General features: G+C 58.6%; 21 protein-coding genes. 13 read left to right on the forward strand and 8 right to left on the reverse strand.

The genetic code is table 11. The features are described from left to right. Positions 1–21 precede the first annotated feature (21 nt). A complete protein-coding gene (pyk, locus tag INT39_RS14830) occupies positions 22–1,473 on the reverse strand; it encodes a pyruvate kinase (RefSeq protein WP_193074770.1) in 1,452 nt (483 codons plus the stop codon). A 103-nt stretch (positions 1,474–1,576) separates the two neighbouring features. On the opposite strand from pyk, the gene edd reads away from it, so the two are divergent. The 3 genes from edd to INT39_RS14845 are packed head-to-tail and all read left to right on the forward strand — an operon-like array spanning position 1,577 to position 4,778. Next, positions 1,577–3,409, forward strand: a complete 1,833-nt coding sequence (gene edd, locus INT39_RS14835) for a phosphogluconate dehydratase (RefSeq protein WP_193074771.1) — start codon at positions 1,577–1,579, stop codon at positions 3,407–3,409. Then, on the forward strand, positions 3,406–4,113 hold the full coding sequence (pgl, locus tag INT39_RS14840) for a 6-phosphogluconolactonase (protein ID WP_193074772.1): 708 nt from the start codon (positions 3,406–3,408) through the stop codon (positions 4,111–4,113). The genes edd and pgl overlap by 4 nt, the downstream gene beginning before the upstream one ends. Before the next feature lie 17 nt (positions 4,114–4,130). Next, entirely contained in the window at positions 4,131–4,778 is a 648-nt protein-coding gene (locus INT39_RS14845; protein ID WP_193074773.1) for a bifunctional 4-hydroxy-2-oxoglutarate aldolase/2-dehydro-3-deoxy-phosphogluconate aldolase, read from the forward strand. A gap of 213 nt (positions 4,779–4,991) precedes the next feature. On the opposite strand, the gene INT39_RS14850 is transcribed toward INT39_RS14845, so the two are convergent. After that, a complete protein-coding gene (locus INT39_RS14850; protein WP_193074774.1) occupies positions 4,992–5,927 on the reverse strand; it encodes a universal stress protein in 936 nt (311 codons plus the stop codon). Between the two features lie 195 nt (positions 5,928–6,122). Here INT39_RS14850 and INT39_RS14855 point away from each other — a divergent pair, with 195 nt between their 5' ends. The 3 genes from INT39_RS14855 (at position 6,123) to sbcB (ending at position 8,239) form a co-directional block, all read left to right on the forward strand. After that, positions 6,123–6,287 (forward strand): hypothetical protein, encoded by a 165-nt coding sequence (locus tag INT39_RS14855; protein WP_193074775.1) that lies wholly within the window; start codon positions 6,123–6,125, stop codon positions 6,285–6,287. A gap of 2 nt (positions 6,288–6,289) precedes the next feature. Then, a complete protein-coding gene (locus INT39_RS14860) occupies positions 6,290–6,691 on the forward strand; it encodes a PilZ domain-containing protein (protein WP_193074776.1) in 402 nt (133 codons plus the stop codon). Between the two features lie 84 nt (positions 6,692–6,775). After that, positions 6,776–8,239 carry an exodeoxyribonuclease I gene (gene sbcB, locus INT39_RS14865; protein ID WP_193074777.1) on the forward strand — a complete coding sequence of 488 codons (1,464 nt, stop codon included), beginning with the start codon at positions 6,776–6,778 and terminating at the stop codon, positions 8,237–8,239. A 39-nt stretch (positions 8,240–8,278) separates the two neighbouring features. Here the strand turns inward: sbcB and mvaT are convergent, their stop codons facing one another. Then, positions 8,279–8,653 carry a histone-like nucleoid-structuring protein MvaT gene (mvaT, locus tag INT39_RS14870; RefSeq protein WP_193074778.1) on the reverse strand — a complete coding sequence of 125 codons (375 nt, stop codon included), beginning with the start codon at positions 8,651–8,653 and terminating at the stop codon, positions 8,279–8,281. Positions 8,654–8,941: 288 nt separating this feature from the next. On the opposite strand from mvaT, the gene purU reads away from it, so the two are divergent. From purU to INT39_RS14885, 3 genes are read left to right on the forward strand one after another with little or no spacing between them, the layout of a single operon-like run. Next, complete coding sequence (gene purU / locus INT39_RS14875) at positions 8,942–9,793, forward strand: formyltetrahydrofolate deformylase (protein ID WP_193074779.1); 852 nt, start codon at positions 8,942–8,944, stop codon at positions 9,791–9,793. A gap of 48 nt (positions 9,794–9,841) precedes the next feature. Beyond that, on the forward strand, positions 9,842–10,258 hold the full coding sequence (locus INT39_RS14880) for a CBS domain-containing protein (RefSeq protein WP_193074780.1): 417 nt from the start codon (positions 9,842–9,844) through the stop codon (positions 10,256–10,258). A 50-nt stretch (positions 10,259–10,308) separates the two neighbouring features. Next, positions 10,309–11,778 carry a helicase HerA-like domain-containing protein gene (locus INT39_RS14885; RefSeq protein WP_193074781.1) on the forward strand — a complete coding sequence of 490 codons (1,470 nt, stop codon included), beginning with the start codon at positions 10,309–10,311 and terminating at the stop codon, positions 11,776–11,778. A 41-nt stretch (positions 11,779–11,819) separates the two neighbouring features. Here INT39_RS14885 and ahpF read toward each other — a convergent pair whose 3' ends face one another. Further along, a complete protein-coding gene (ahpF, locus tag INT39_RS14890) occupies positions 11,820–13,385 on the reverse strand; it encodes an alkyl hydroperoxide reductase subunit F (protein WP_193074782.1) in 1,566 nt (521 codons plus the stop codon). Between the two features lie 109 nt (positions 13,386–13,494). Then, positions 13,495–14,058, reverse strand: coding sequence for an alkyl hydroperoxide reductase subunit C (ahpC, locus tag INT39_RS14895; protein WP_193074783.1), 564 nt, complete (start codon positions 14,056–14,058; stop codon positions 13,495–13,497). 314 nt (positions 14,059–14,372) lie between these two features. Here ahpC and INT39_RS14900 point away from each other — a divergent pair, with 314 nt between their 5' ends. The 4 genes from INT39_RS14900 (at position 14,373) to ubiT (ending at position 18,188) form a co-directional block, all read left to right on the forward strand. Beyond that, positions 14,373–15,632, forward strand: coding sequence for an acyl-CoA dehydrogenase family protein (locus tag INT39_RS14900; RefSeq protein ID WP_193074784.1), 1,260 nt, complete (start codon positions 14,373–14,375; stop codon positions 15,630–15,632). Positions 15,633–15,794: 162 nt separating this feature from the next. Beyond that, positions 15,795–16,790, forward strand: a complete 996-nt coding sequence (ubiU, locus tag INT39_RS14905) for a ubiquinone anaerobic biosynthesis protein UbiU (RefSeq protein WP_193074785.1) — start codon at positions 15,795–15,797, stop codon at positions 16,788–16,790. 10 nt (positions 16,791–16,800) lie between these two features. Beyond that, positions 16,801–17,691, forward strand: a complete 891-nt coding sequence (locus INT39_RS14910; RefSeq protein WP_193074786.1) for a U32 family peptidase — start codon at positions 16,801–16,803, stop codon at positions 17,689–17,691. Further along, complete coding sequence (ubiT, locus tag INT39_RS14915) at positions 17,685–18,188, forward strand: ubiquinone anaerobic biosynthesis accessory factor UbiT (protein ID WP_193074787.1); 504 nt, start codon at positions 17,685–17,687, stop codon at positions 18,186–18,188. The genes INT39_RS14910 and ubiT overlap by 7 nt, the downstream gene beginning before the upstream one ends. 195 nt (positions 18,189–18,383) lie before the next feature. On the opposite strand, the gene INT39_RS14920 is transcribed toward ubiT, so the two are convergent. From INT39_RS14920 to INT39_RS14930, 3 genes are read right to left on the reverse strand one after another with little or no spacing between them, the layout of a single operon-like run. Continuing rightward, positions 18,384–18,629, reverse strand: coding sequence for a cytochrome C oxidase subunit IV family protein (locus INT39_RS14920; protein ID WP_193074788.1), 246 nt, complete (start codon positions 18,627–18,629; stop codon positions 18,384–18,386). A gap of 11 nt (positions 18,630–18,640) precedes the next feature. After that, positions 18,641–19,249, reverse strand: a complete 609-nt coding sequence (locus INT39_RS14925) for a cytochrome c oxidase subunit 3 (RefSeq protein ID WP_193074789.1) — start codon at positions 19,247–19,249, stop codon at positions 18,641–18,643. Next, positions 19,249–21,093, reverse strand: coding sequence for a nitric oxide reductase activation protein NorD (locus tag INT39_RS14930; RefSeq protein WP_193074790.1), 1,845 nt, complete (start codon positions 21,091–21,093; stop codon positions 19,249–19,251). The genes INT39_RS14925 and INT39_RS14930 overlap by 1 nt, the downstream gene beginning before the upstream one ends. Positions 21,094–21,216: the final 123 nt, after the last annotated feature.

Genomic DNA, 21,216 nt, shown 5'->3' on the forward strand with positions numbered 1-21,216 from the left:
TCATCGCGTGTGTGACAGCGCTCAGACGAGTTGCTCACCCACATGCAGCAGCTTCATCGAGTTGGTACCGCCGCGCGAGTTGTAGACGTCGCCCTTGGTCAGCACCACCCAGTCGCCCGGTTTGACGTGTCCCAGCTCCAGCAGCTTGTTGACTGCATGCTGGTTTACTTCACTGGACGGCATCTCGCTGGGGTTGAAGGCAATGCTCTGCACGCCGCGCATCAGCGCCACCCGACCCAGGGTCTGGGCGCTGGGCGACAAGGCGTAGATCGGCAGGTGCGAGCGGATGCGCGACATGATCAGCGGGGTATAGCCACTGTCGGTCAGGGTGATCACCGCAGTGACACCGGGGAAGTGGTTGGCTGCATACATGGCCGCCAGCGCGATGGTTTCATCGCAACGCTCGAACTCCATGTTCAGGCGGTGGCCGGACTGCTGACTGGTGGGGTTCTTCTCAGCGCCGCGGCAGACGCGGTCCATGGCAGCTACGGCTTCCACCGGGAAGTCGCCGGCGGCAGTTTCGCCCGAGAGCATGACCGCATCGGTGTAGTCCAGCGCGGCGTTGGCCACATCAGAGACTTCCGCCCGGGTCGGCAGCGGACTGCTGATCATGGACTCCATCATCTGTGTAGCGGTGATCACTGTCTTGTTCTTGCGTCGAGCACGGGCAATGATGATCTTCTGGATACCGACCAGTTCGGCATCACCGATCTCCACGCCCAGGTCACCACGGGCAACCATGACGCAGTCGCTGGCATCGATCAGACCGTCCAGCGTAGCCTCGTCGGCCACTGCTTCGGCACGCTCGATCTTGGCGACCAGCCAGGCTTGGGAGCCGGCGTCGGTGACCAGTTTGCGGGCCTGATCCATGTCCTTGGCGTCGCGCGGGAAGGACACGGCGACGTATTCCATTTTCATCTCGGCCGCGAGCAGAATATCGGCACGGTCCTTGTCGGTGAGTGCTGCGGCAGACAAGCCGCCACCGCGCCGGTTGATGCCCTTGTGGTTGGACAGGGGGCCACCAGCGGTAACGGTGCAGAGTGCTTCGTCCGCTGTCACACTGTTTACCAGCAACACTACGCGGCCATCATCCAGCAGCAATTCATCGCCGGCGCGGCAGTCGGATACCAGTTGCGGGTAATCGATGCCCACGACATCCTGATTACCTTCATCCAGCGAATGGCTGGTGGACAGGCGGAACTTGTCGCCCACATTCAGGTGGATCCTGCCGTCCTTGAAACGGGCGATGCGGATCTTCGGACCCTGCAAGTCACCCAGCAGCGCAACATGGGTACCCTGTTGCGCGGCAATCTCGCGTACCAGCAGTGCTCTGGCGCGGTGTTCATCATGGGTGCCATGGGAGAAATTCAGGCGGGCTACGTTCATCCCGGCTTTGATCAGGGCTTCTATACGTTCCGGAGTGCTGCTGGCAGGTCCGAGGGTGGCAACGATCTTGGTGCGACGCAGGGTCATGAATGTTTTCCCTTGAGTTACATTTCAGTGGCTTACAATAGATCATACGCTCTATGTATGACAGGCAGAAGCCAACATGACACTGGTCTGACAGGAGAAATGTATGCATCCCCGTGTAATCGAGGTTACCGAGCGGTTGGTGGAGCGCAGTCGGCTGTCACGCGCGGCCTATCTGCAGCAGATGGCCGAGGCGGCGGCGCGGCCGCGGGGGCGCCGCGACCTGTCCTGCAGCAACTTTGCCCACGGCATGGCCGGGTGCTCGGCGGCGGACAAGGACCGCCTGCGGATGGTCGATGAAGTGAATATCGGGATGGTGACCGCTTATAACGACATGCTGTCGGCGCATCAGCCCTATGAAACCTATCCTGCGCAGATCCGTGAAGCCCTGCGTGCCTTCGGCGCTACCGGACAGGTCGCTGGTGGTGTGCCGGCTATGTGCGATGGTGTCACCCAGGGCGAACCGGGAATGGAACTGTCGCTGGTCAGCCGTGATGTCATTGCCATGGGCACGGCGATCGCCTTGTCGCACAACATGTTCGATGGCGCGCTGTGTCTCGGTATCTGCGACAAGATCGTACCGGGACTATTGATGGGCGCGTTGCGCTTTGGTCATCTGCCGATACTCTTTGTACCTGCCGGACCTATGCCCTCAGGTCTGCCCAACAGCGAGAAGGCCCTGGTGCGGCAGCGTTTCGCCGAAGGCCTGGCCACCCGCGAGGAACTGCTGGATGCTGAAAGCAAGGCCTACCATGCGCCCGGCACCTGCACCTTCTACGGCACTGCCAACACCAACCAGATGCTCCTCGAAGCCATGGGGCTGCAATTGCCCGGTGCCTCCTTCATCAATCCGGGCACCCCATTGCGTGACGCACTGACTGTCCATGTGGCTGAGCAGGCGGCGCGGCTGGCGCGGGCAGGGGACGGGAGTCTGGCATCGATTCTGGATGAGCGTGCCTTGATCAACGCGCTGGTGGTCTTGCTGGCCACTGGCGGCTCGACCAACCTGACATTGCACCTGATTGCGATCGGCCAATGTGCCGGCTTGCAATTGAACTGGAGTGACATGGCCCAGTTGTCCGAGGTAGTGCCGACACTGGCGCGGATCTATCCCAATGGTCAGGCCGACGTGAACCACTTTCAGGCAGCGGGCGGTAGTGCTTTTTTGTTTGCCCAGCTGCTGGAAGGCGGATTGCTGCATGCCGATGTGAATACCATCGCCGGTCCCGGTTTGCAGCGCTATACCCAAGAGCCGATGCTGGATGATGGTCGTCTGGCGTGGCGCGATGGCCCCAAGGCCAGCCTTGATGACAGCATCCTGCGCAAACGGCAGACTCCATTCAACGTTGATGGTGGGTTGCGACTGGTGGAAGGTGATCTCGGTCGGAGTGTGATCAAGGTATCTGCTGTCAGCCCCGAGCATTGGCAGATCAGTGCGCCATGCCGGATCTTCGCGACCCAGGAAGCTTTCGTCGACGCCTTCAAGAACAATGAGTTCGAGCGTGATGTGATAGTCGTCATTCGTTTCCAGGGACCGGCGGCCAACGGCATGCCCGAGCTGCATAAACTCACTCCCTATCTGGGTATTCTGCAGGACCGTGGTCTACGGGTGGCGCTGGTGACGGATGGTCGTATGTCCGGGGCATCGGGCAAAGTGCCGGCGGTCATTCATGTCAGTCCCGAAGCTCATGCGGGTGGCCCCATTGCGCGGCTGCGCGATGGTGATCTGCTTGATCTCGATGCTGGCCAGGGCCGTTTGCGGGTGCGAGTGGAGGAGGCCGAATGGCAAAGCCGAACCCCAGCCGTGCATCCACAGCCGGTCCGGCGGGGATGGGGCCGTGAGCTGTTTGCGTTTGCGCGCAGCACTGCCAGCCCGGCGGAGCAGGGCGCCAGCTGTTTTACTGATAGCCTGATTCAGGCCGATGGAGGGACAATATGATGATCGAAGAACAGGCCAGTTCCCACGGGCTGGGTTGGTACACTGCAGCCTCGCCGCAGTTGCAGGCTGAGGCGGTGGCCACGCATATAGTGTCGCTGCTCAAGGAAGCCATCGAACAACGCGGGCATGCCAGCCTGGCGCTTTCCGGCGGACGCGGCCCTGAATTGTTTCTGCGACGACTGGAGCAGAGTCCGCTCGACTGGGAAAAAGTGACTATCACCCAGGTGGACGAACGCTGGGTGCCAGCGGAGCATGAGCAGAGCAATGCTGGCTTGATTCAACGTTGCATGCCGCAGGTGTTGCAACGTGCCACTTGGTTACCCCTATATCAGGGCCGAAGCCCGGAGGCCGATGCCCAGCATTGCCATGCCATGTTCGAAACGCTGATGCCGGTGGACGTGGTGGTGCTTGGCATGGGGCCAGACGGTCACACTGCCTCGCTGTTTCCACATATGCCGAAGCTTGCGGATTACCTGTCCGAGCAGTCACCGGAGCTGTGCATCGCGGTGCCCGAGACAGACCAACGGCTGGCTCGACTGAGCATGACCGCAGCGGTCATCAACCAGGCGCGCAGCAAGATTCTGGCAGTCTCCGGTGAGGACAAGCGTCGACAACTGGCTACCGCACTGGAAGTGAGAGATCCGCTGGCATTGCCGATTGCGGCTTTTCTCACGCCTTCCATGGATATTTTCTACAGCCCTTGAGGCACCCGGACCCTTGAATGAGATTGACTGAAAACACCAGAACCCTTGAGCAGATGTTTACCGGGCAGCGCATCCTGCCGGTACTCAGCATTCAGCGTGAGGAGGACGTGCTGCCGTTGGCTGATGCACTGGCTGCCGGCGGTATCACCAACCTGGAAATCACGCTGCGCACGCCGTTGGCGTTATCGGCTATCCGTCTGCTGACGGCACAACGGCCGGAGCTGTGCGTGGGTGCCGGCACCGTGCTGGATGGACGTCAGTTCCAATCGGTGCTGGATGCTGGAGCGAAGTTTGTGGTCAGCCCCGGTAGCACTCAAGAGTTGCTGACTCTGGGGCTGGATAGTCCGGTGCCGCTCTTGCCGGGGGTGGCGACGGCCTCGGAAATCATGATGGGTTATCGCCTGGGCTATCGCCATTTCAAGCTGTTTCCCGCGGAAGTCTGTGGCGGCGTGGCATTGCTACGGGCTTTTTCAGGGCCCTTTCATGACGTGCGCTTCTGCCCGACCGGCGGGATAACAACCCGGACTCTGCCGGATTACCTGGCGCTGAACAATGTGATGGCCACCGGCGGCAGCTGGATGGCGCCGGTGGCCATGGTGGAGGCGGGAGATTGGGCTGGTATCACGCGGCTTTGTCGGGAGTTTGCCCAAGGGGCTGTCTTATAGGTGGTTGCGTGGTAAGAGAGATGCTGGTCGAGAGGAAGCGTTGATCATACGCAAGGCTCGTAAGCGCGTTCGGCACCCCTGCTGGAGCGGACCGTCGGTTGCCAGGGATGGCAACCGCGAGCTACAGGGACGTACTTGTGCGTGTCCGGTCCAGCAGGGGTGCCGAACGCGCAGACACACAATGCCTTCCGATCAACGCTTCCCAGCACAGGGTCAGTTCGGTTTTGACGGATCCACAAAGCCATCCGGCTTGACGATGAGCACATCGCAAGGCACCTCATCCAGCAGGCGTTCGGCAGTATGCCCGACGAGGGCGCTTTCCAGACGTGAACGGGAAATGGCACCCATGATCAGCAGGTCGACTTGCTGCTGTTTGACAAAAGCCGGGACCGCCTGCTCAGGATAGCCGCGCAACAGATGCTGTTCTGCCGGAGCTATCCCGGCCTGGCTGGAAAACTCACTGAAGGCAGTAGCGTGATGCTCCTGCACCTGCGCCGCATACCCATCATAATTCGCCACCAGACCGGTATCGAATGCCAGGGTGTGGGGCAGGGGGTTGTAGCAATGCAGCGCCTGAACCTCAGCGCCCGTCGCTGCCGCCAGTGAGCGCCCGGTCGCAAGCAGTTTGTAGTCGAGCGCGGCGGGTTTATCCGCCTCGTGCAGGGGGTCGACGCTGACGCCCAATACCTTCAATTTGCCCTCCGGCTGCTTGACCAGCCACAGCGGCGCCGGGCAATGGCGGATCAGATACCAGTCGGTGTTGGTCAGCACCAGACGCTTCAGCAGGTTGTGATGATGAGTGGTCTTGAGTACCACATCCGGCCGCTGCTCGTGGATGGCTCGCAGGATGTGTCGCTCATGGCGTTTCCCCCAGACGGCCGAGGTATTCACCGTAAAACCCTTGGCCCGCAACGGTTTCGCCAGCTGCTCCAGACATTTTTCGCGGTGACCAAGCAAAGTGTTGCGAGCATTGGCCAGGCTGTCGGTATCGAACAACACGCCGCCATCGAGCGCAGGGATATAATCACTCAGAAACAACGTGAAACGCGCTGAAGGATAATGTTCAGCCAGTTGTTCGGCCCGCCGCAAACAGGGTTGATCCGTATCGCTGGTCGGGTCGATTACCACCAGGATGTGCTCAATATTCATTGCGCTGTCCCTCATTTCTGCTGGGTTTCTGTCGGATTGTTCCAACCTTAGCCATTTTCTGCAGTATAGCGCTGATGTAGATCAATCTCGCCTGAACGGGGTATTGTGTTTTGCGCACAGGGCTTGGCCTATGTATGCAGCTGGTCTATTCTGTACGCAGCCTCTTCCAGGGATGAGCCGGCACAGGGAAGCCACATGATGCGCTCAGCTATTGCTATTTCATTACCGCGTTTCAATCACCTACCCGCCCAGAGGGAACTCGACTTTTGGGTGGATGTTGATGGCCGTGGGTATTTTCTGTCGGTGACGGACGTCGGGCAGCAGGGGCTCTTGCTAGCCGAAAAACAGGAACATCGCTGATTATGCAAAGTACTTCTTACCATGGCGCGAGGCCCGAACCTTCTGATCAGTTCAGCCGCAGAATCACGCGACATCAGCTGCCCGCCTACCTGAATGTGTATAACAGTCATACGGGGCGGTTTATGGGGGGCATGGGTAATGTTTCCTGTAACGGTTTCATGTTGATCAGCCCGCTGCCGGTCATGCTTGGCGCGGAATACGATATGCAGTTGCACTTGCCGTCGGCCACCGAAGAGGAAGTGCAGACATTGGTTTTTCGTGCGCTCAGCCGCTGGTGCCGCCCGGATCTGACCCCCGGCCATTACGATGCCGGGTTCAGTGTCGTGGAGAATACGCAGGTTTTTGCCAATCTGGCGGATGCATTGCAGCGCTACTTCACATTCGTGCATGCAGTGGATGCCTGACCGGCCGGCGTAGGTTACCCTGCCGGTATTATCGCAAACGTGCCAAGAACCGCGTTTGCCGTCAGGCTTCTTCAGGACCCCTTCATGAGCAAAAGCATCTTCTGGTACGACTTCGAATCCACTGGTATCGATCCTCGACGCGACCGTCCATTGCAGGTGGCCGGTGTCCGTACGGATGAAAATCTGCAGGAAATCGGGGAGCCGCTCTGCATCGACTGTCGGATTTCCGAGGACATTCTGCCCCATCCCATGGCTTGCCTGATTACCGGCATCAGTCCAGAGCGCGCGTTGAGCGGCTTGCCGGAAGCACAGTTCATCCATCTGCTGCATGAGCAGATGGCCGCACCGGGAACCTGTACCGCAGGTTACAACAACCTGCGTTATGACGATGAAATGACGCGCTTCTCCCTGTATCGCAATTACTTTGATCCCTATGCGCGGGAATGGCAGGGAGGCAACAGCCGCTGGGATCTTCTGGATGCGCTGCGCACCGCCCATGCGCTACGGCCTGATGGCATCAATTGGCCGCAGCTGGACGGGTTCACCAGTCTGCGGCTGGAGTTGTTGACCGCGGCCAATGGTATCGACCACGGTCAGGCGCATGATGCTCTGGCCGATGTGCGAGCGACGATCGCCATGGCCCGATTGCTGAAGCAGGCGCAGCCGCGATTGTACAAATATCTTTATGATCTGCGCAGTAAACACAAGGTCAGCGAGCTGATCGATCTGCAGAGTGTGCGGCCATTGGTGCATGTGTCCGGGCGCTTCGGTCGGGAACGCAAAGGGTTGGCGTTGATACTGCCGCTGGCCTGGCATCCGCGTAACCGCAACGCGTTGATTGTCTGGGACCTGGCTGTCGAGCCGCAACTGTTGCAGGATCTATCGGCTGAGCAACTCTGCGAGCGACTTTATACGCGCAACGATCAGCTGGCACCCGGTGAACAGCGCCCCGGCCTCAAGCTGGTGCATATCAACAAGTGTCCGGTGTTGGCTGATGCAAAAGTATTGCGTGCACAGGATATAGAGCGTCTGCAGCTGGATATGCCGTTGTTGAACGAGCGTGCCCAGTGGCTGGCGCAATGGCGTTTATCCGGACAGCAGAAACTGGCTGCGGTATATACTGACCGCCAACAGGCGACCCAGAGCGATGCTGGCGAACCGGACCCCGAAACGCAGCTGTATGATGGGTTCATGGCGAATGGAGATCGGCAGTTGCTACCGGCTATCCGGCAAGCTGATGGCGCAACACTGGATGCAGCACATTGGCCGCTCCAGGATCAACGCCTGGTGGACATATTGAAGCGCTATCGCGCGCGTAACTTTCCTGAATCTCTGAGTGTCGCTGAGGCCGAAGAGTGGCTTTATTTCTGCGGCCAGAAACTCAGTGGTCGTGCACCAGGTGCGCCACTTACATTTGAAATGTTCATGCAGGATATGGAACAGGCGATGAGTGGGGCGGACGAGACGCAGCGCGAACTGCTCAGACAATGGCAGGAATATGCGTTGGCGCTGATGAATAAATTGAAAATGAAAAGCCCCGGCATATAGCAGGGGCTTTTTCTTGGTATCAACCCGCTGAGTCGAAACTCAGCCCAAAATGGTTGCCCAACCTTCTACTGTTTCCGCACCGTACTGTTCTTTCCAGGCTTTCAGCGTCTTGTGGTTGCCGCCTTTGGTTTCGATGATGTCGCCGGTGTTCGGGTTCTTGTACTGCTTTACCTTGCGAGCCCGTTTGACAACAGGTGCACTGGCGGCCTTACTGCTGGTGGACAGCTTGTTTTGCGGGTCAAGGAGAGCGATAACATCTTTCTGCCCCTTGCCGTACTGTTCCATCAGCTTGTTCAGCTTTTCTTCAAATTCGAGTTCTTTCTTCAGCTTGTCATCATTTGACAGTGAATTGAGACGGTCAGTCAGATCGCGAATGGTTTCTTTGATCTGGCGGTATTCCTGCAACATGGACATGTGGGTTCCTTTTTGAAGTATATGAATCAGTGAGGGTAATAATAGTTTATGGCTGGAGGAATGCACAAGAAGTTAAAGCATTATTATCCTGTTTAAATGAATCTTTTTGTTAAGGTGCATCTGAATACTTCGATACGTCGTTGAGACAGCGTTGAATAATTTGAAAACACACAGATGATAAGTTCCCGCTTTCTTTGAGTTGATGCGGCGAACCGGCTGAAATTTTCCTTGACCCAGCGTAGAATATGCCGCTTTCGAGCTGTAGCCCGACCCTGTGGAGTTGATTTGATGCGCACCTTTCGATTGGTAATTGCCTGCCCCGACCGCGTGGGGATTGTGGCCAAGGTCAGTAACCTGCTGGCAACTCACAATGGCTGGATCACTGAAGCCAACCACCATTCTGACAACCTGTCCGGTTGGTTCTTCATGCGTCACGAAATTCGTGCCGACTCGCTGCCCTTTGATGTGGACGGCTTGCGCGCTGTATTCGCGCCCATCGCGGAAGAGTATGAAATGGAGTGGCATGTCAGTGACTCCGCGCAACGCAAGAAAGTGGTATTGATGGCCAGCCGTGAATCACATTGTCTGGCTGATTTGTTGCATCGCTTCCATAGCGGCGAGTTGGATTGCGATATAACCAGTGTTATCTCCAACCATGATGATCTGCGCAGTATGGTCGAATGGCATGGCATACCTTTCCACCATGTTCCTGTTGACCCGCAAGACAAGAAGCCGGCCTTTGATGAAGTTACTCGTCTGGTGAATGCGCAGCAGGCCGATTGTATTGTGTTGGCGCGCTATATGCAGATTTTGCCTGCCGATCTATGTGAGCAATATGCACGGCGAGTGATCAACATTCATCATAGCTTTCTGCCTTCTTTTGTTGGCGCTCGCCCCTACCATCAGGCAGCGCAGCGTGGGGTGAAACTCATCGGGGCTACTTGCCACTATGTTACCGAAGAGCTGGATGCCGGTCCGATTATCGAACAGGACGTAGTGCGAATCAGCCACCGACATAACGCCGATGACATGGTTCGTCTCGGCAAAGACGTAGAAAAAATGGTGCTTTCCCGTGGTTTGCGCTATCACTTGGAAGACAGAGTGTTAGTTCACGATAATAAAACCGTGGTGTTTGGCTGAGTTTGACCTGCCTGATGCCCCGGCGATAACAGGCGGGAGCGAGACGGCATGCTCAAGTCACTGAAAGTGCGCGACTATATGAATTCCGAGGCGGTGACCTTTTCTCCGGGGACCGACTTGCTCACGGCAGTCGAGCTATTGCTGATGCATGGGGTTTCCAGTGCCTCGGTACTGGATGCCAGTGGTAACCTGGTCGGCGTGCTGTCAGAGAGTGATTGTCTGCGGGGTATTCTTGTTGGCAGCTATTTTGAGGAGACGGGTGGTTCGGTCGGCTCGTTCATGAGCGTGGTAGTCGATACAATCGATGCCGATGCGAATGTTCTCGAGGCGGCGGAGCATTTCGTCAAAAAGAGTCGCCGACGTTTGCCGGTAATGGCGCAGGGCCGTTTGGTGGGGCAGATCAGTCGTTGCGACTTGCTGGGGATACTGAAGTCATTCAATAGCCCCCAGCTGAAGAGCAGGTGATTCACGGCGCGCCCCACTCGGTGCTCGGCTGAAAGAAGGAGCATGACTCGATGGAAAGCTATTTGCAGCTGGGCGGTGCGCAAGGGCGATTGATAGCCCAGCCGCTGAAAATGTGTAATCGTCACGGTTTGATTGCCGGCGCCACAGGCACCGGCAAGACGGTGACCCTGCAGGTACTGGCAGAGACCTTTGCCCATGCGGGCATTCCGGTTTTTGCCGCTGATATCAAAGGCGACCTGTCTGGTGTGGCGGTAGCGGCTGTGCCATCCGAGCCGGTTGACCAGCGTCTGGCCAAGATGCCGGGCCTGGAGTGGCAGCCGGGTTCGGCGCCAGTGGTGTTCTGGGATATTCTCGATAACGCCGGCCACCCGCTGCGTACGACCATCAGTGAGATGGGGCCATTACTGCTGGCCAGCCTGCTGGATCTTAACGACAACCAGCTGTCTGCCTTGTACGGTATCTTCGCCTGGGCTGATCAACAGGGCATGTTGCTGCTGGATCTGAAAGACCTGCAGGCATTGATGGATTGGTTGTTGAAGCATCCGCAAGAGCTTTCCAGTCTGTCTGGCGGCATTTCCACCGCCAGTATTCAGGCGATTCAGCGCCGCCTGCTGATCCTGGAGCAGCAGGGTGCCGAGCGTCTGTTTGGTGGGCCAGCGTTGCAATTGGCTGATCTGATGCAGCGTGATATTTCCGGTCGCGCACATATTCACCTGCTTGAAGCCAGCAGGTTGATTCAGGAGTCACCGCGGGTCTACGCCTCCTTTCTGTTATGGCTTTTGTCCGAATTGCATGAACAGCTTCCAGAGCAGGGTGATGCCGACAAGCCTCGGTTGGTTTTGTTCTTTGATGAAGCCCATCTGCTGTTCAAGGGTACCCCCAAGGCATTGCATGAGCGCATTGAGCAGGTTGTGCGTCTGATTCGCTCCAAGGGCGTGGGTGTTTTCTTTGTTACCCAGTCGCCCAGCGATCTGCCTGATGCGGTGCTCGCTCAGTTGGGATTGCGTATTCAGCACGCGTTGCGTGCTTACACACCCAAGGAGCAGAAAGCGCTCAGGGCCGTCGCTGAGGGTTTTCGCAGTAACCCTGAATTTGATACGCGGGAGGTGCTGACCGAGTTGGGCGTAGGTGAAGCATTGGTCAGCGTCCTGGATGAGAAGGGCCGTCCTTCGGTGGTTGAGCGGACATTGATCGCACCACCGCGTTCACGCATTGGTGTGCTGTCAGAGGGGGAGCGTGACGCGGTATTCCGCTCCTCACCGTTGGCTGGGCGCTATGAGCGTGGTATTGATCGTGAATCGGCCTATGAGCTGTTGGCGACCAGGGCCCAGCAGACCCAGGTGGAGGAAGAGGAGCAGAAAACGCAGAAAACGCCAAAGTCTGCAGCAAAGAAGACCGAGAAGGGCATGCTCGATGGGTTGATCAATAGCACGGTTAGATCGACGCTGCAGACGCTGGCCAGGCAGATTGGCCGGGAACTGGCGCGGGGGTTACTGGGTTCACTGACCGGCCGGAAATAAAAAAGCCGCACTTCAAGGTGCGGCTTTGTGTTTATCCCTGATCAGGCTTCCTGTTCAGCCGGAGCCGATGTGCGGATCAGGTGGTCGAAGGCAGCCAGTGACGCTGTGGCACCTGCGCCCATGGAAATGACGATCTGCTTGAAAGGCACCGTCGTCACATCACCTGCGGCAAACACACCGGGCACCGACGTGGCACCGCGAGCGTCGATCTCGATCTCGCCGAAGCGGGTCAGGTTGACGTCGCTGTCCTTCAGCCAGTCGGTATTGGGGATCAGACCGATCTGGACGAAGATACCGGCTACATCAACGTCAGCACTTTCACCCGAGGCGCGGTCGGTGTAGGTCAGACCAACAACCTTGTTGCCGTCACCACGCACCTGAGTGGTAGCGGCGTTGCGGATGATCTTCACGTTCGGCAGTGAGCGGGCCTTGCGCTGCAGAACCTCGTCAGCACGCAGGGTGTCGCTGAACTCCAGCACGGTGACATGCTCAACGATACCGGCCAGGTCAATGGCGGCTTCGATACCCGAGTTGCCACCACCAATGACTGCAACGCGCTTGCCCTTGAACAGCGGGCCGTCACAGTGCGGGCAGTAGGCTACGCCCTTGCCACGGTATTCCTGCTCGCCGGGCACGTTCATTTCTCTCCAGCGTGCGCCGGTGGCCAGAATGACCGACTTGCTGCGCAGGGTAGCGCCGCTTTCCAGCTCGATCTCAACCAGGCCGTTGCTGGACAGCTTGGCCGCCGTCTGTTCGGTGATCACGTCAATGTCATATTCCTTGACGTGTTGTTCCAGACTGGCAACCAGTTTCGGGCCTTCGGTGTAGGGCACGGAAATGAAGTTCTCGATGCCAACAGTGTCCATCACCTGGCCACCAAAGCGTTCGGCGACCAGCGCAGTACGGATACCCTTGCGTGCGGAGTAGATAGCTGCGGCGGCACCAGCAGGACCACCACCAACAACCAGTACTTCGTAGGGAGCTTTGTCATTCAGCTCGGCAGCGACGCGTTGCGCAGCACCGCTATCCACCTTGTTGACGATCTCAGCCAGTGTCATGCGGCCCTGTCCGAAATGTTCACCATTCAGGAATACGGTAGGCACGGCCATGATCTGGCGGCTCTCGACCTCATCCTTGAACAGCGCACCGTCGATCATCACGTGAGTGATGTTCGGGTTCAGTGTGGACATCAGGTTCAGCGCCTGAACCACATCTGGGCAGTTCTGACAGGACAGGGAAATATAGGTCTCGAAGTGGAACTCGCCTTCGAGGTTGCGGATCTGCTCCAGCAGCGCCGGGTCAGCCTTGGACGGGTGACCGCCAGCTTGCAGCAGAGCCAATACCAGAGAGGTGAACTCGTGACCCATCGGGATGCCGGCGAAACGTACGCGGGGACTTTGACCGGCCTCTGCCACGGCCATGCTCGGGGTACGCTTGTTTTCCACGGCGATCAGATCGATCTTGCCCGACATGTCGGCGATCTCGGCCGCGAGTTCATACAATTCTTTGCCCTTGGGGCTGTCATCTACGGACACGCTGATTTCTATCGGCTTGGCGATATTCTGCAGGTACGTGTCCAGTTGCTTCTTCAGATTGGCGTCCAACATAGTGTGCGTGTCCTTGAGAAAAAGTGGATTTGGAGGAATTCTGGATATAAAAAACCCAGCCCGCCGACTGGGCGCAGAGCGCCGCAGCGGGCCGGGTTATCAGGCAGACTTAGATCTTGCCAACCAGGTCCAGCGAAGGAGCCAGAGTGGCTTCGCCTTCTTCCCACTTGGCCGGGCAAACTTCGCCAGGGTGGGCTGCAACGTACTGGGCGGCTTTGATCTTGCGCAGCAGGTCAGCAGCGTTACGGCCGATGCCTTCAGCAGTGATTTCAATCGCCTGGATGACGCCTTGCGGGTCAACGATGAAAGTACCGCGGTTAGCCAGACCCTGATCTTCGCGCAGGATTTCAAAGTTGCGGCTGATCTGCAGAGTCGGGTCTCCGATCATGGTGTACTGGATCTTGCCGATGGTCTCGGAGCTGTCGTGCCATGCTTTGTGGGTGAAGTGGGTATCGGTAGATACGGAGTAAACTTCAACGCCCAGCTTCTGCAGCTCTTCGTAATGGTCAGCAACGTCGCCCAGTTCGGTCGGGCAAACGAAGGTGAAGTCGGCTGGGTAGAAGAAGAATACGCCCCACTTGCCTTTAACGTCGGTGTCGGAAACGGTGATGAACTCACCGTTCTTGAACGCTTCAGCGGTAAACGGCTTGATTTCAGTGTTGATAACGGACATTGAAGACTCCTTGTTGAGCTTTTGTCTATGGGTTGGAAACAGTGTCTATAGTAGAGCTGTCGGATGGATACTTAAAATGAATTCACTCTAAGCACCGGATAGCTTTTCTCTATATGGCGGCGAGGCTGGGTTTTTCAAGTCTGAATCAATAAAATTGATTTAAGTCAATTCGTATTATTCATTTCATGAATCGTGATGATTCAGCCGCTGATACAAGATAGCCAGAATAGCATCCCGCTCCTAGCCTTTGAGAGTAAGCCCTCGGCATGTCGGTTCAATGAATGCCGGGTTTCACTTTTCGAGGAGGTCATGGGATGGATTTTTCCTACAGCGTCAGAGCCGAAGCACTCCGCCAACAGGTTCGCGGTTTTCTCGACCAACACATTGTACCGCGTCTTGCCGAATGGCAAAGGGAAGTTGCTGCCGGACAGTTTCCGGTGTCTTTCATGGAAGATTTGAAAGCGCTGGCGAAGGAAGAGGGGCTATGGAACCTGTTTCTCCCTTCCTTGCATGCCGGCGAACCGGGGCAGGGGCTGAGTAATCTCGAGTATGCACCGCTGGCGGAAATCATGGGCCGCGTCAGTTGGGCCTCGGAGGTATTCAACTGCAACGCACCGGATACCGGCAACATGGAGCTTTTGCACATGTTCGCTACCCCGGAGCAGAATGCGCGCTGGCTGCAGCCGTTGCTCAAGGGTGAGATTCGCTCGGCCTTCGCCATGACCGAGCCGGATGTGGCCTCGTCCGATGCGAGCAATATCCAGACGCTGATCCGCCGTGAGGGTGATGAATATGTAATCAATGGCCGCAAGTGGTTCATCACCAATGCGTCGCATCCTGATTGTGCCTTTCTGATTGTCATGGGCAAGACTGACCCGGATGGCGAGGCGCGTCGTCAGCAAAGCATGATCATAGTGCCGTTCAATACGCCCGGCGTGGAGCTGGTACGCAATATCCCGGTCATGCATCACCTGGCTCCCGAAGGGCACAGTGAGCTGGTGTTCCGCAACGTGCGGGTGCCGGTGGGCAATTTGCTGGGGGGCGAGGGCGACGGATTCATGATGGCTCAGGCACGCCTCGGGCCAGGTCGGGTGCATCACTGCATGCGTGCGATCGGTATGGCCGAGCTGGCCCTGGAGTTGATGGTGGACCGGGCTCAGGAGCGCAAGACCTTTGGCCGCTATCTGCATCAGCATGGCAGCATATCCGAATGGATTGCCCGCTCGCGGATGGAGATAGAGCAGGCTCGGTTGCTGGTACTGAAAACCGCCTGGATGATCGACAACGTCGGCGCCAAGGGCGCGCGCAAGGAAATCGCCATGATCAAGGCGGTGGTACCGGGCATGCTGAGCCAGGTGGTGGACCGGGCCATGCAGGTGTTCGGTGCCATGGGCCTGACGCCAGATACACCGCTGGCCGATCTGTGGATCAGCTCGCGCTGCCTGCGTATTGCCGACGGCCCGGACGAGGTTCATCTGCGCAGCATCGCCCGCCTGGAAATTGACGGCGCCCAGAACCGGCGTGGCAGCAGCAGCGACTACCTGACCCCGGCGGATATCCTGCGCACCAGGTAGGAAGCTGTTCATCTGGTGGGAGCGGCCGCTCCCACCCATCCCATGCAGGCCCGTATGTACCCCGAATATGGCCGAGTCATGCCCCTGTCTTGACCTTGATCAAAGACCTTTACCGCCATCGAGCGCAGAGTCTCGGGCTGTCTTTGATCACAGGGAGTTCCCATGCAACTGGTCTGTCCTGCAGGTAGTCTGCCTGCTCTCAAGGCGGCGGTGCGTCAGGGCGCCGATGCTGTCTATACCGGCTTTCGCGACGATACCAATGCCCGTCATTTCGCTGGTCTCAATTTCACCGACAAACAATTGGAGCAGGGGCTTCAGTTGATCCGCAAGGAAGGCCGCAAGCTGTTCATTGCGGTCAATACCTATGCCTTGCCGGATGGCTGGCGGCGCTGGCAGCGGGCGGTGGATCAGGCGGCGGATCTGGGAGTGGATGCCTTGATCGTGGGCGATCCGGGCATCATGGCTTATGCCAGCAAACGCTATCCTGCGCTCAATCTGCATCTGTCGGTACAAGGTTCTGCCACCAACGCCGGTGCATTGAATTTCTATCATGAACACTACGGCATCCGTCGCACGGTATTGCCGCGTGTGCTGTCCCTGAATCAGGTGAAGCAGGTGGCAGCATCCAGTCCGGTCCCGGTGGAGGTCTTCGCTTTTGGCAGTCTGTGCATCATGGCCGAAGGGCGCTGTCATCTGTCTTCGTACGTCACCGGCGAGTCGCCGAACCTGTCCGGTGTCTGTTCGCCTGCCCGCGCGGTGCGTTGGCAGGAGGAGCCTGACGGGCTTACCTCGCGGCTCAGCGGCGTGCTGATCGACCGCTATCAGGAGCATGAGGCAGCAGGTTATCCGACCCTGTGCAAAGGTCGCTTCATGGTGCACGGCAAGCGTTTCCACGCGCTGGAGGAGCCAACCAGCCTGAACACCATGGATCTGATTCCCGAGCTGACCAGTATCGGCGTCAAGGCGGTCAAGATCGAAGGTCGCCAGCGTAGTCCGGCCTATGCAGAACAGGTTACTGGGGTCTGGCGCCAGGCATTGGACAGCTACAAGGCCAACCCGCAGCGGTTTGCCGTTGAAGACCGTTGGCGCCGTGTGCTGGATGGCGTATCCGAGGGCAGCCAGACCACCCTGGGCGCGTATCACCGCGCCTGGCAGTAGGAGAGCAAAGATGAAGCTGACGCTGGGTCCGATTTTGTTTTACTGGCATCGCCAGCAGATCATGGATTTCTATGCCGACATGAGTGAGCAACCGCTGGATGTGATTTATCTGGGTGAAACCGTCTGCTCCAAACGCCGTGCCTTGTCGTTGGATGACTGGGTTGGATTGGCCCGCGATGTGCGCGAGGCCAGCGGTGCCGAGGTGGTGTTGTCGGGGCTGGCATTGATCGAGGCGGCTTCGGAGTTGTCGAGCCTGCGGCGACTCTGTGAGAACGGCGAGATCAAGGTCGAGGCCAACGATATGGCCGCAGTGCATTACCTGAGCCGCAAGGGCGTCGAGTTCGTCGGTGGTCCATCGTTGAATCTGTACAACGCCTTTGCCCTGGAAGAGCTGACGCGCAATGGCATGACCCGGTGGGTACCGCCGGTGGAGTGTTCCGCAGACCTGTTGGCGGCGTTGATGCAGCAGGCGCAGGATAATGACCTGGACCTTCCGGAGATTGAAGTATTTGCCTGGGGGCATCTGCCGCTTGCCTATTCTGCCCGCTGCTTCACTGCCCGTGCGGAGAACCTGCCCAAGGATGATTGTGGGTTCATCTGCCAGAACTACCCCGAAGGGGTGCCATTGACGAGTCAGGAGGGGCAGGCGGTATTCACGCTGAATGGCATTCAGACCATGTCTTCGGCGCCGACCAATCTGCTGGCTGAATATGCACGCATGGCGCGTATGGGAATCGATGCGCTGCGGCTGAGCCCGCGTGCGCAGGATATGGCGCAGGTGGTGCAGATGTTTGATGCGGTGCGTCAGGGCGCGAATCCGCCGCTGGCGCTGGATGGCTGTAATGGTTATTGGCATGGCCAGGCGGGCATGCTGCGGGTAGAGGAGGTCGGATTATGCTGAACGCAGCCAATCTATTGCTGCGCGCCGGGGCGCCGGTGCTGCCGTTGAGCCGGCATGTGCCATTCATCGTGCAGAAGAAGGTGATCGAGAAGGCCATGGCACGGCTGTTTGCTCAGCCGCTGGAGGACGGGGAATTCGACGTGCTGCAGGATCGCTGGCTGCGCATTGAAGTAACCGATCTCGGGCTGGGCTGGAGTCTGACGCGGGCTGAGAAGGGGCTGCGCTTGCAGAAGCACTCACCGGTGAACGTGTGTATACGGGGCAACTGGAAGGAGTTTCTGCTGTTGGCCAGCCGTCAGGAAGATCCGGATACCTTGTTCTTCCGCCGTCGGCTGATCATCGAAGGTGATACCGACCTGGGGCTGGCGATCAAGAATCTGGTGGACAGCCTGGATGCGGATCTGATGCCGACGCGGCTGTGGCGGCTGATCAGTTGGTTGGGTGCAGCGGCGAAAGAACAGCAGCATGGGCCCGTGGCATCAGGCGCTCGAGCATAGGCGCGCGCTACTTCGAGTGTCCCGGTTTTGACATTCTGCAAGCGGCGGGCTCGGACGCTGGAGCGTCCACGGCGCGGGCTCCCACGCAGAGCATGGGAGCCATCAGATATAGAGCGCTGGCTCCCTGGTGGATCGTTCCCATGCTCCAGCGTGGGAATGCCTGCCGGGACGCTCCGCGTCCCGGTTTCCGTGGCCTCAGATATTAAACAACGCCGTCATCCCCACCAGCAGTACCAGCCAGCCACTGATCACCCAGCGCAGCCACTGCGGAGCGTGGCGCAGCTCCATGAACTCGTCGATCAACCACTGACCTTTGACGAAGGTGATGGCCAGCACGCAGCCGACGACCCAGGTTCCGGTCATTTCGTGTCCGAGCAACCAGGCGCCCAAGGTCAGTAACAACAGCCCGGCGAGGCCGATTTCCAGTGCGAAGCGTTTCATCGATAGCTCCCTCAGGGCAGTACATATAAAAGCGGGAACAGCACCAGCCACACCAGGTCGACCATGTGCCAGTAGCTGGCGGCGGATTCGCCGGCCATGCGGGCTTTCTCCCGGTTGGCATACTGGCCGCTGCGGTAGCGCTGGGCGACGACCAGCAGTATGGCCATGCCGATCAGTACGTGAGCCATATGGAAGAAGGTGGTGAAGAAATAGAAGAAGTAGAAGGTGCTGGTGCGCAGGTTGTAGCCATTACCAAACAGGATTGCATATTCGCTGATCTTGATGCCGACGTAACCCAGCCCGCACAGCGCGGCCAGTACAAATCCGGTGACCAGCGCCTGGTGGTTGCCTGCCGCGGCACGTCGCACGCCCCGGGCGGCAAAGTAGCTGCCGGTCAACAGAATCAGGGTGTTGATCAGTCCCGCCTCGGGGTGCAGGGTGGCGATGCCGGCACTGAACATCTCTTCCCAGTGTCCCCGGGCAAAAGCCATGCTGCCCAGCAGCAACAGGAAGGCCAGCAGCTCAGCCAGAATGAAACACCACATGGCCAGATCGCCTGGCAGGCGATGTGCCTGCGCGATCTCGCCGGTTTCAGCAAGGGCGGATTCGGAGCTGTACATCAGGCAGTCCTCCCGGTCAGCAAGAGATAGAGTTTCGGCAGCAGGCCAGGCAACTCGGAGGCCTGGCGGATCAATTGGTAGCGCTGTTGACCGAACAGATAGGGCAGATAGTCGGCGGCCTTCTGATCGATAGTCACGCAGAATGGCTGGATACCGGCCTGGCGCGCTTCCAGCAACGCATGACGGGTATCTTCCATGCCGTAGCGGCCTTCATAGACGTCCAGATCGTTGGGCTTGCCGTCAGTCAGCAGCAACAACAGCCGTTGCTCTGCGGGTTTGTCCTTGAGGATGTCGGTGGCCTGGCGAATGGCTGCGCCCATGCGCGTGTAGTAGCCGGGCTTGAGTCCCTTGATACGTCCGTGGATGGCTTCACCCCAGGGTTCGGCGAAGTTCTTGATCAGGTTGAAGCGCACATGATCACGGCGTCTGGAGGAAAAGCCGTACATGGCAAAATCGTCCTGCCCGGCATCCAGTGCCTCGCCCAGCAAATGCAGGCTGTCGCGAATCACATCAATGACCTGATGGGTATTGTCCGCCCAGGCTTCGGTGGACAGCGACAGGTCAGCCAGCACCAGGCAAGACAGATCGCGGTGGCGTGCGGTTTCGCGGCGCCACAGCGCTGGTTGCGAGGTGGCTTGGCCGCGACGCATATCTGCCGCATGGTGCAGACAGGCATCCAGGTCGAGCAGGGTGCCGCTGGCCTGGCGCTTTTCCCAGATGCGTTGTGGCTGCAGGCCCTGGAAGCGTTGTCGAAGATTTCTCGCCAGCGCTTGCAGGCGCTCCGGCAGCGGCGCTGGCTCCGAGTCGCGTGGTAGCATGGGAATGACTCGACAATGATTCTCTCTGAGCTGCTGTTTTTTCCAATCCCACTCGGGATACAGGCAGCCATCATTCAGCTGGATGTCGTCCTCCGAGGCAGAAGGTAGATCCATGTCCAGCTTGATGCGTGAAGCGCTGGTGCTGGGGCTGCGCGACAGGCTCAGGAAATCGAGATCCTCGGCAATCTGCTCGGTATCTTCATCGTCATCATCATCCTGGCAGCGGTCGACCGGTACGAACTCGGACCAGGAGAACAGACTTTCCAGGCGGAAGATCATCATGCCATTGCGTTTCTGATTGTCATCCACATAGCGCGCCTGTTTGCGCTGCTTGCTCTGGCGAATCTTGCCGTTGCCACTGGACTCCCCATCCTTGCCATCATCGTTTGCCGCGGTCGGGCTCAGGCGGGGTTCTTCCGGTAGCGGGTACAGCCACAGCGGGACGGGCCAGGGCTCGCCTGGCGCGGCGGGAAAGACAGATTGGCTACCGGGAGCAAGCAGGGCAGTCTGCAGCGCGGCTTCCCGTTCGGCCTGAGCCGCAGGTAAGCGGGTGCGGGTGCGACGAATATCCACCAGACACTGTGCGAGTGCGTGATACAGGGTGGTCAGACCGGGGTAGGCGGCCAGCGTCTTCAGCACCAGTTGCTGGTTCGTCTGCAACCAATCGCCGTGAACACGGGATTCGGCCTGACTGGCCATGGCGGTCAACCACAGATAAAGATCACGGTTCAACGCCTTGTCGGGAAACACCGCGAGGCTTTCCGGTACCCGCAGTGCCTCGGCTTCGCGCCAGGCCAGGGCATGCCGGCGGCCTGTGCCTGCCAGCTTGTGAGCCAGTGGTCGCCAGGTGTTGATGCTGCGTTCGGTGCTGGCCTTGATGGACAGCCCGGGATCGCCACTGAGAGCGCGGAAGACCATGGCCAGGCGCGGGCCTTCATCCTCGAGACGGACTTGCGCTTCGGGAAATCCGTTGCCGGCCAACCGGGTAATCAGCTTGTGCCAGCGGATACCTACGGCTTCTTCCATTGTCTTTCTCCCAGTGATCGTGGGTTGATTGCGGCCAGAGGCCGAAATCAGGAAATAGGGCGCTGCCGAGCATGAAGCCGCGCGGCAGCGCAGTACTGCAGCCGGTATCGAGCGTATGCTCGA

This window comes from Pseudomonas sp. FME51, from assembly GCF_014897305.1.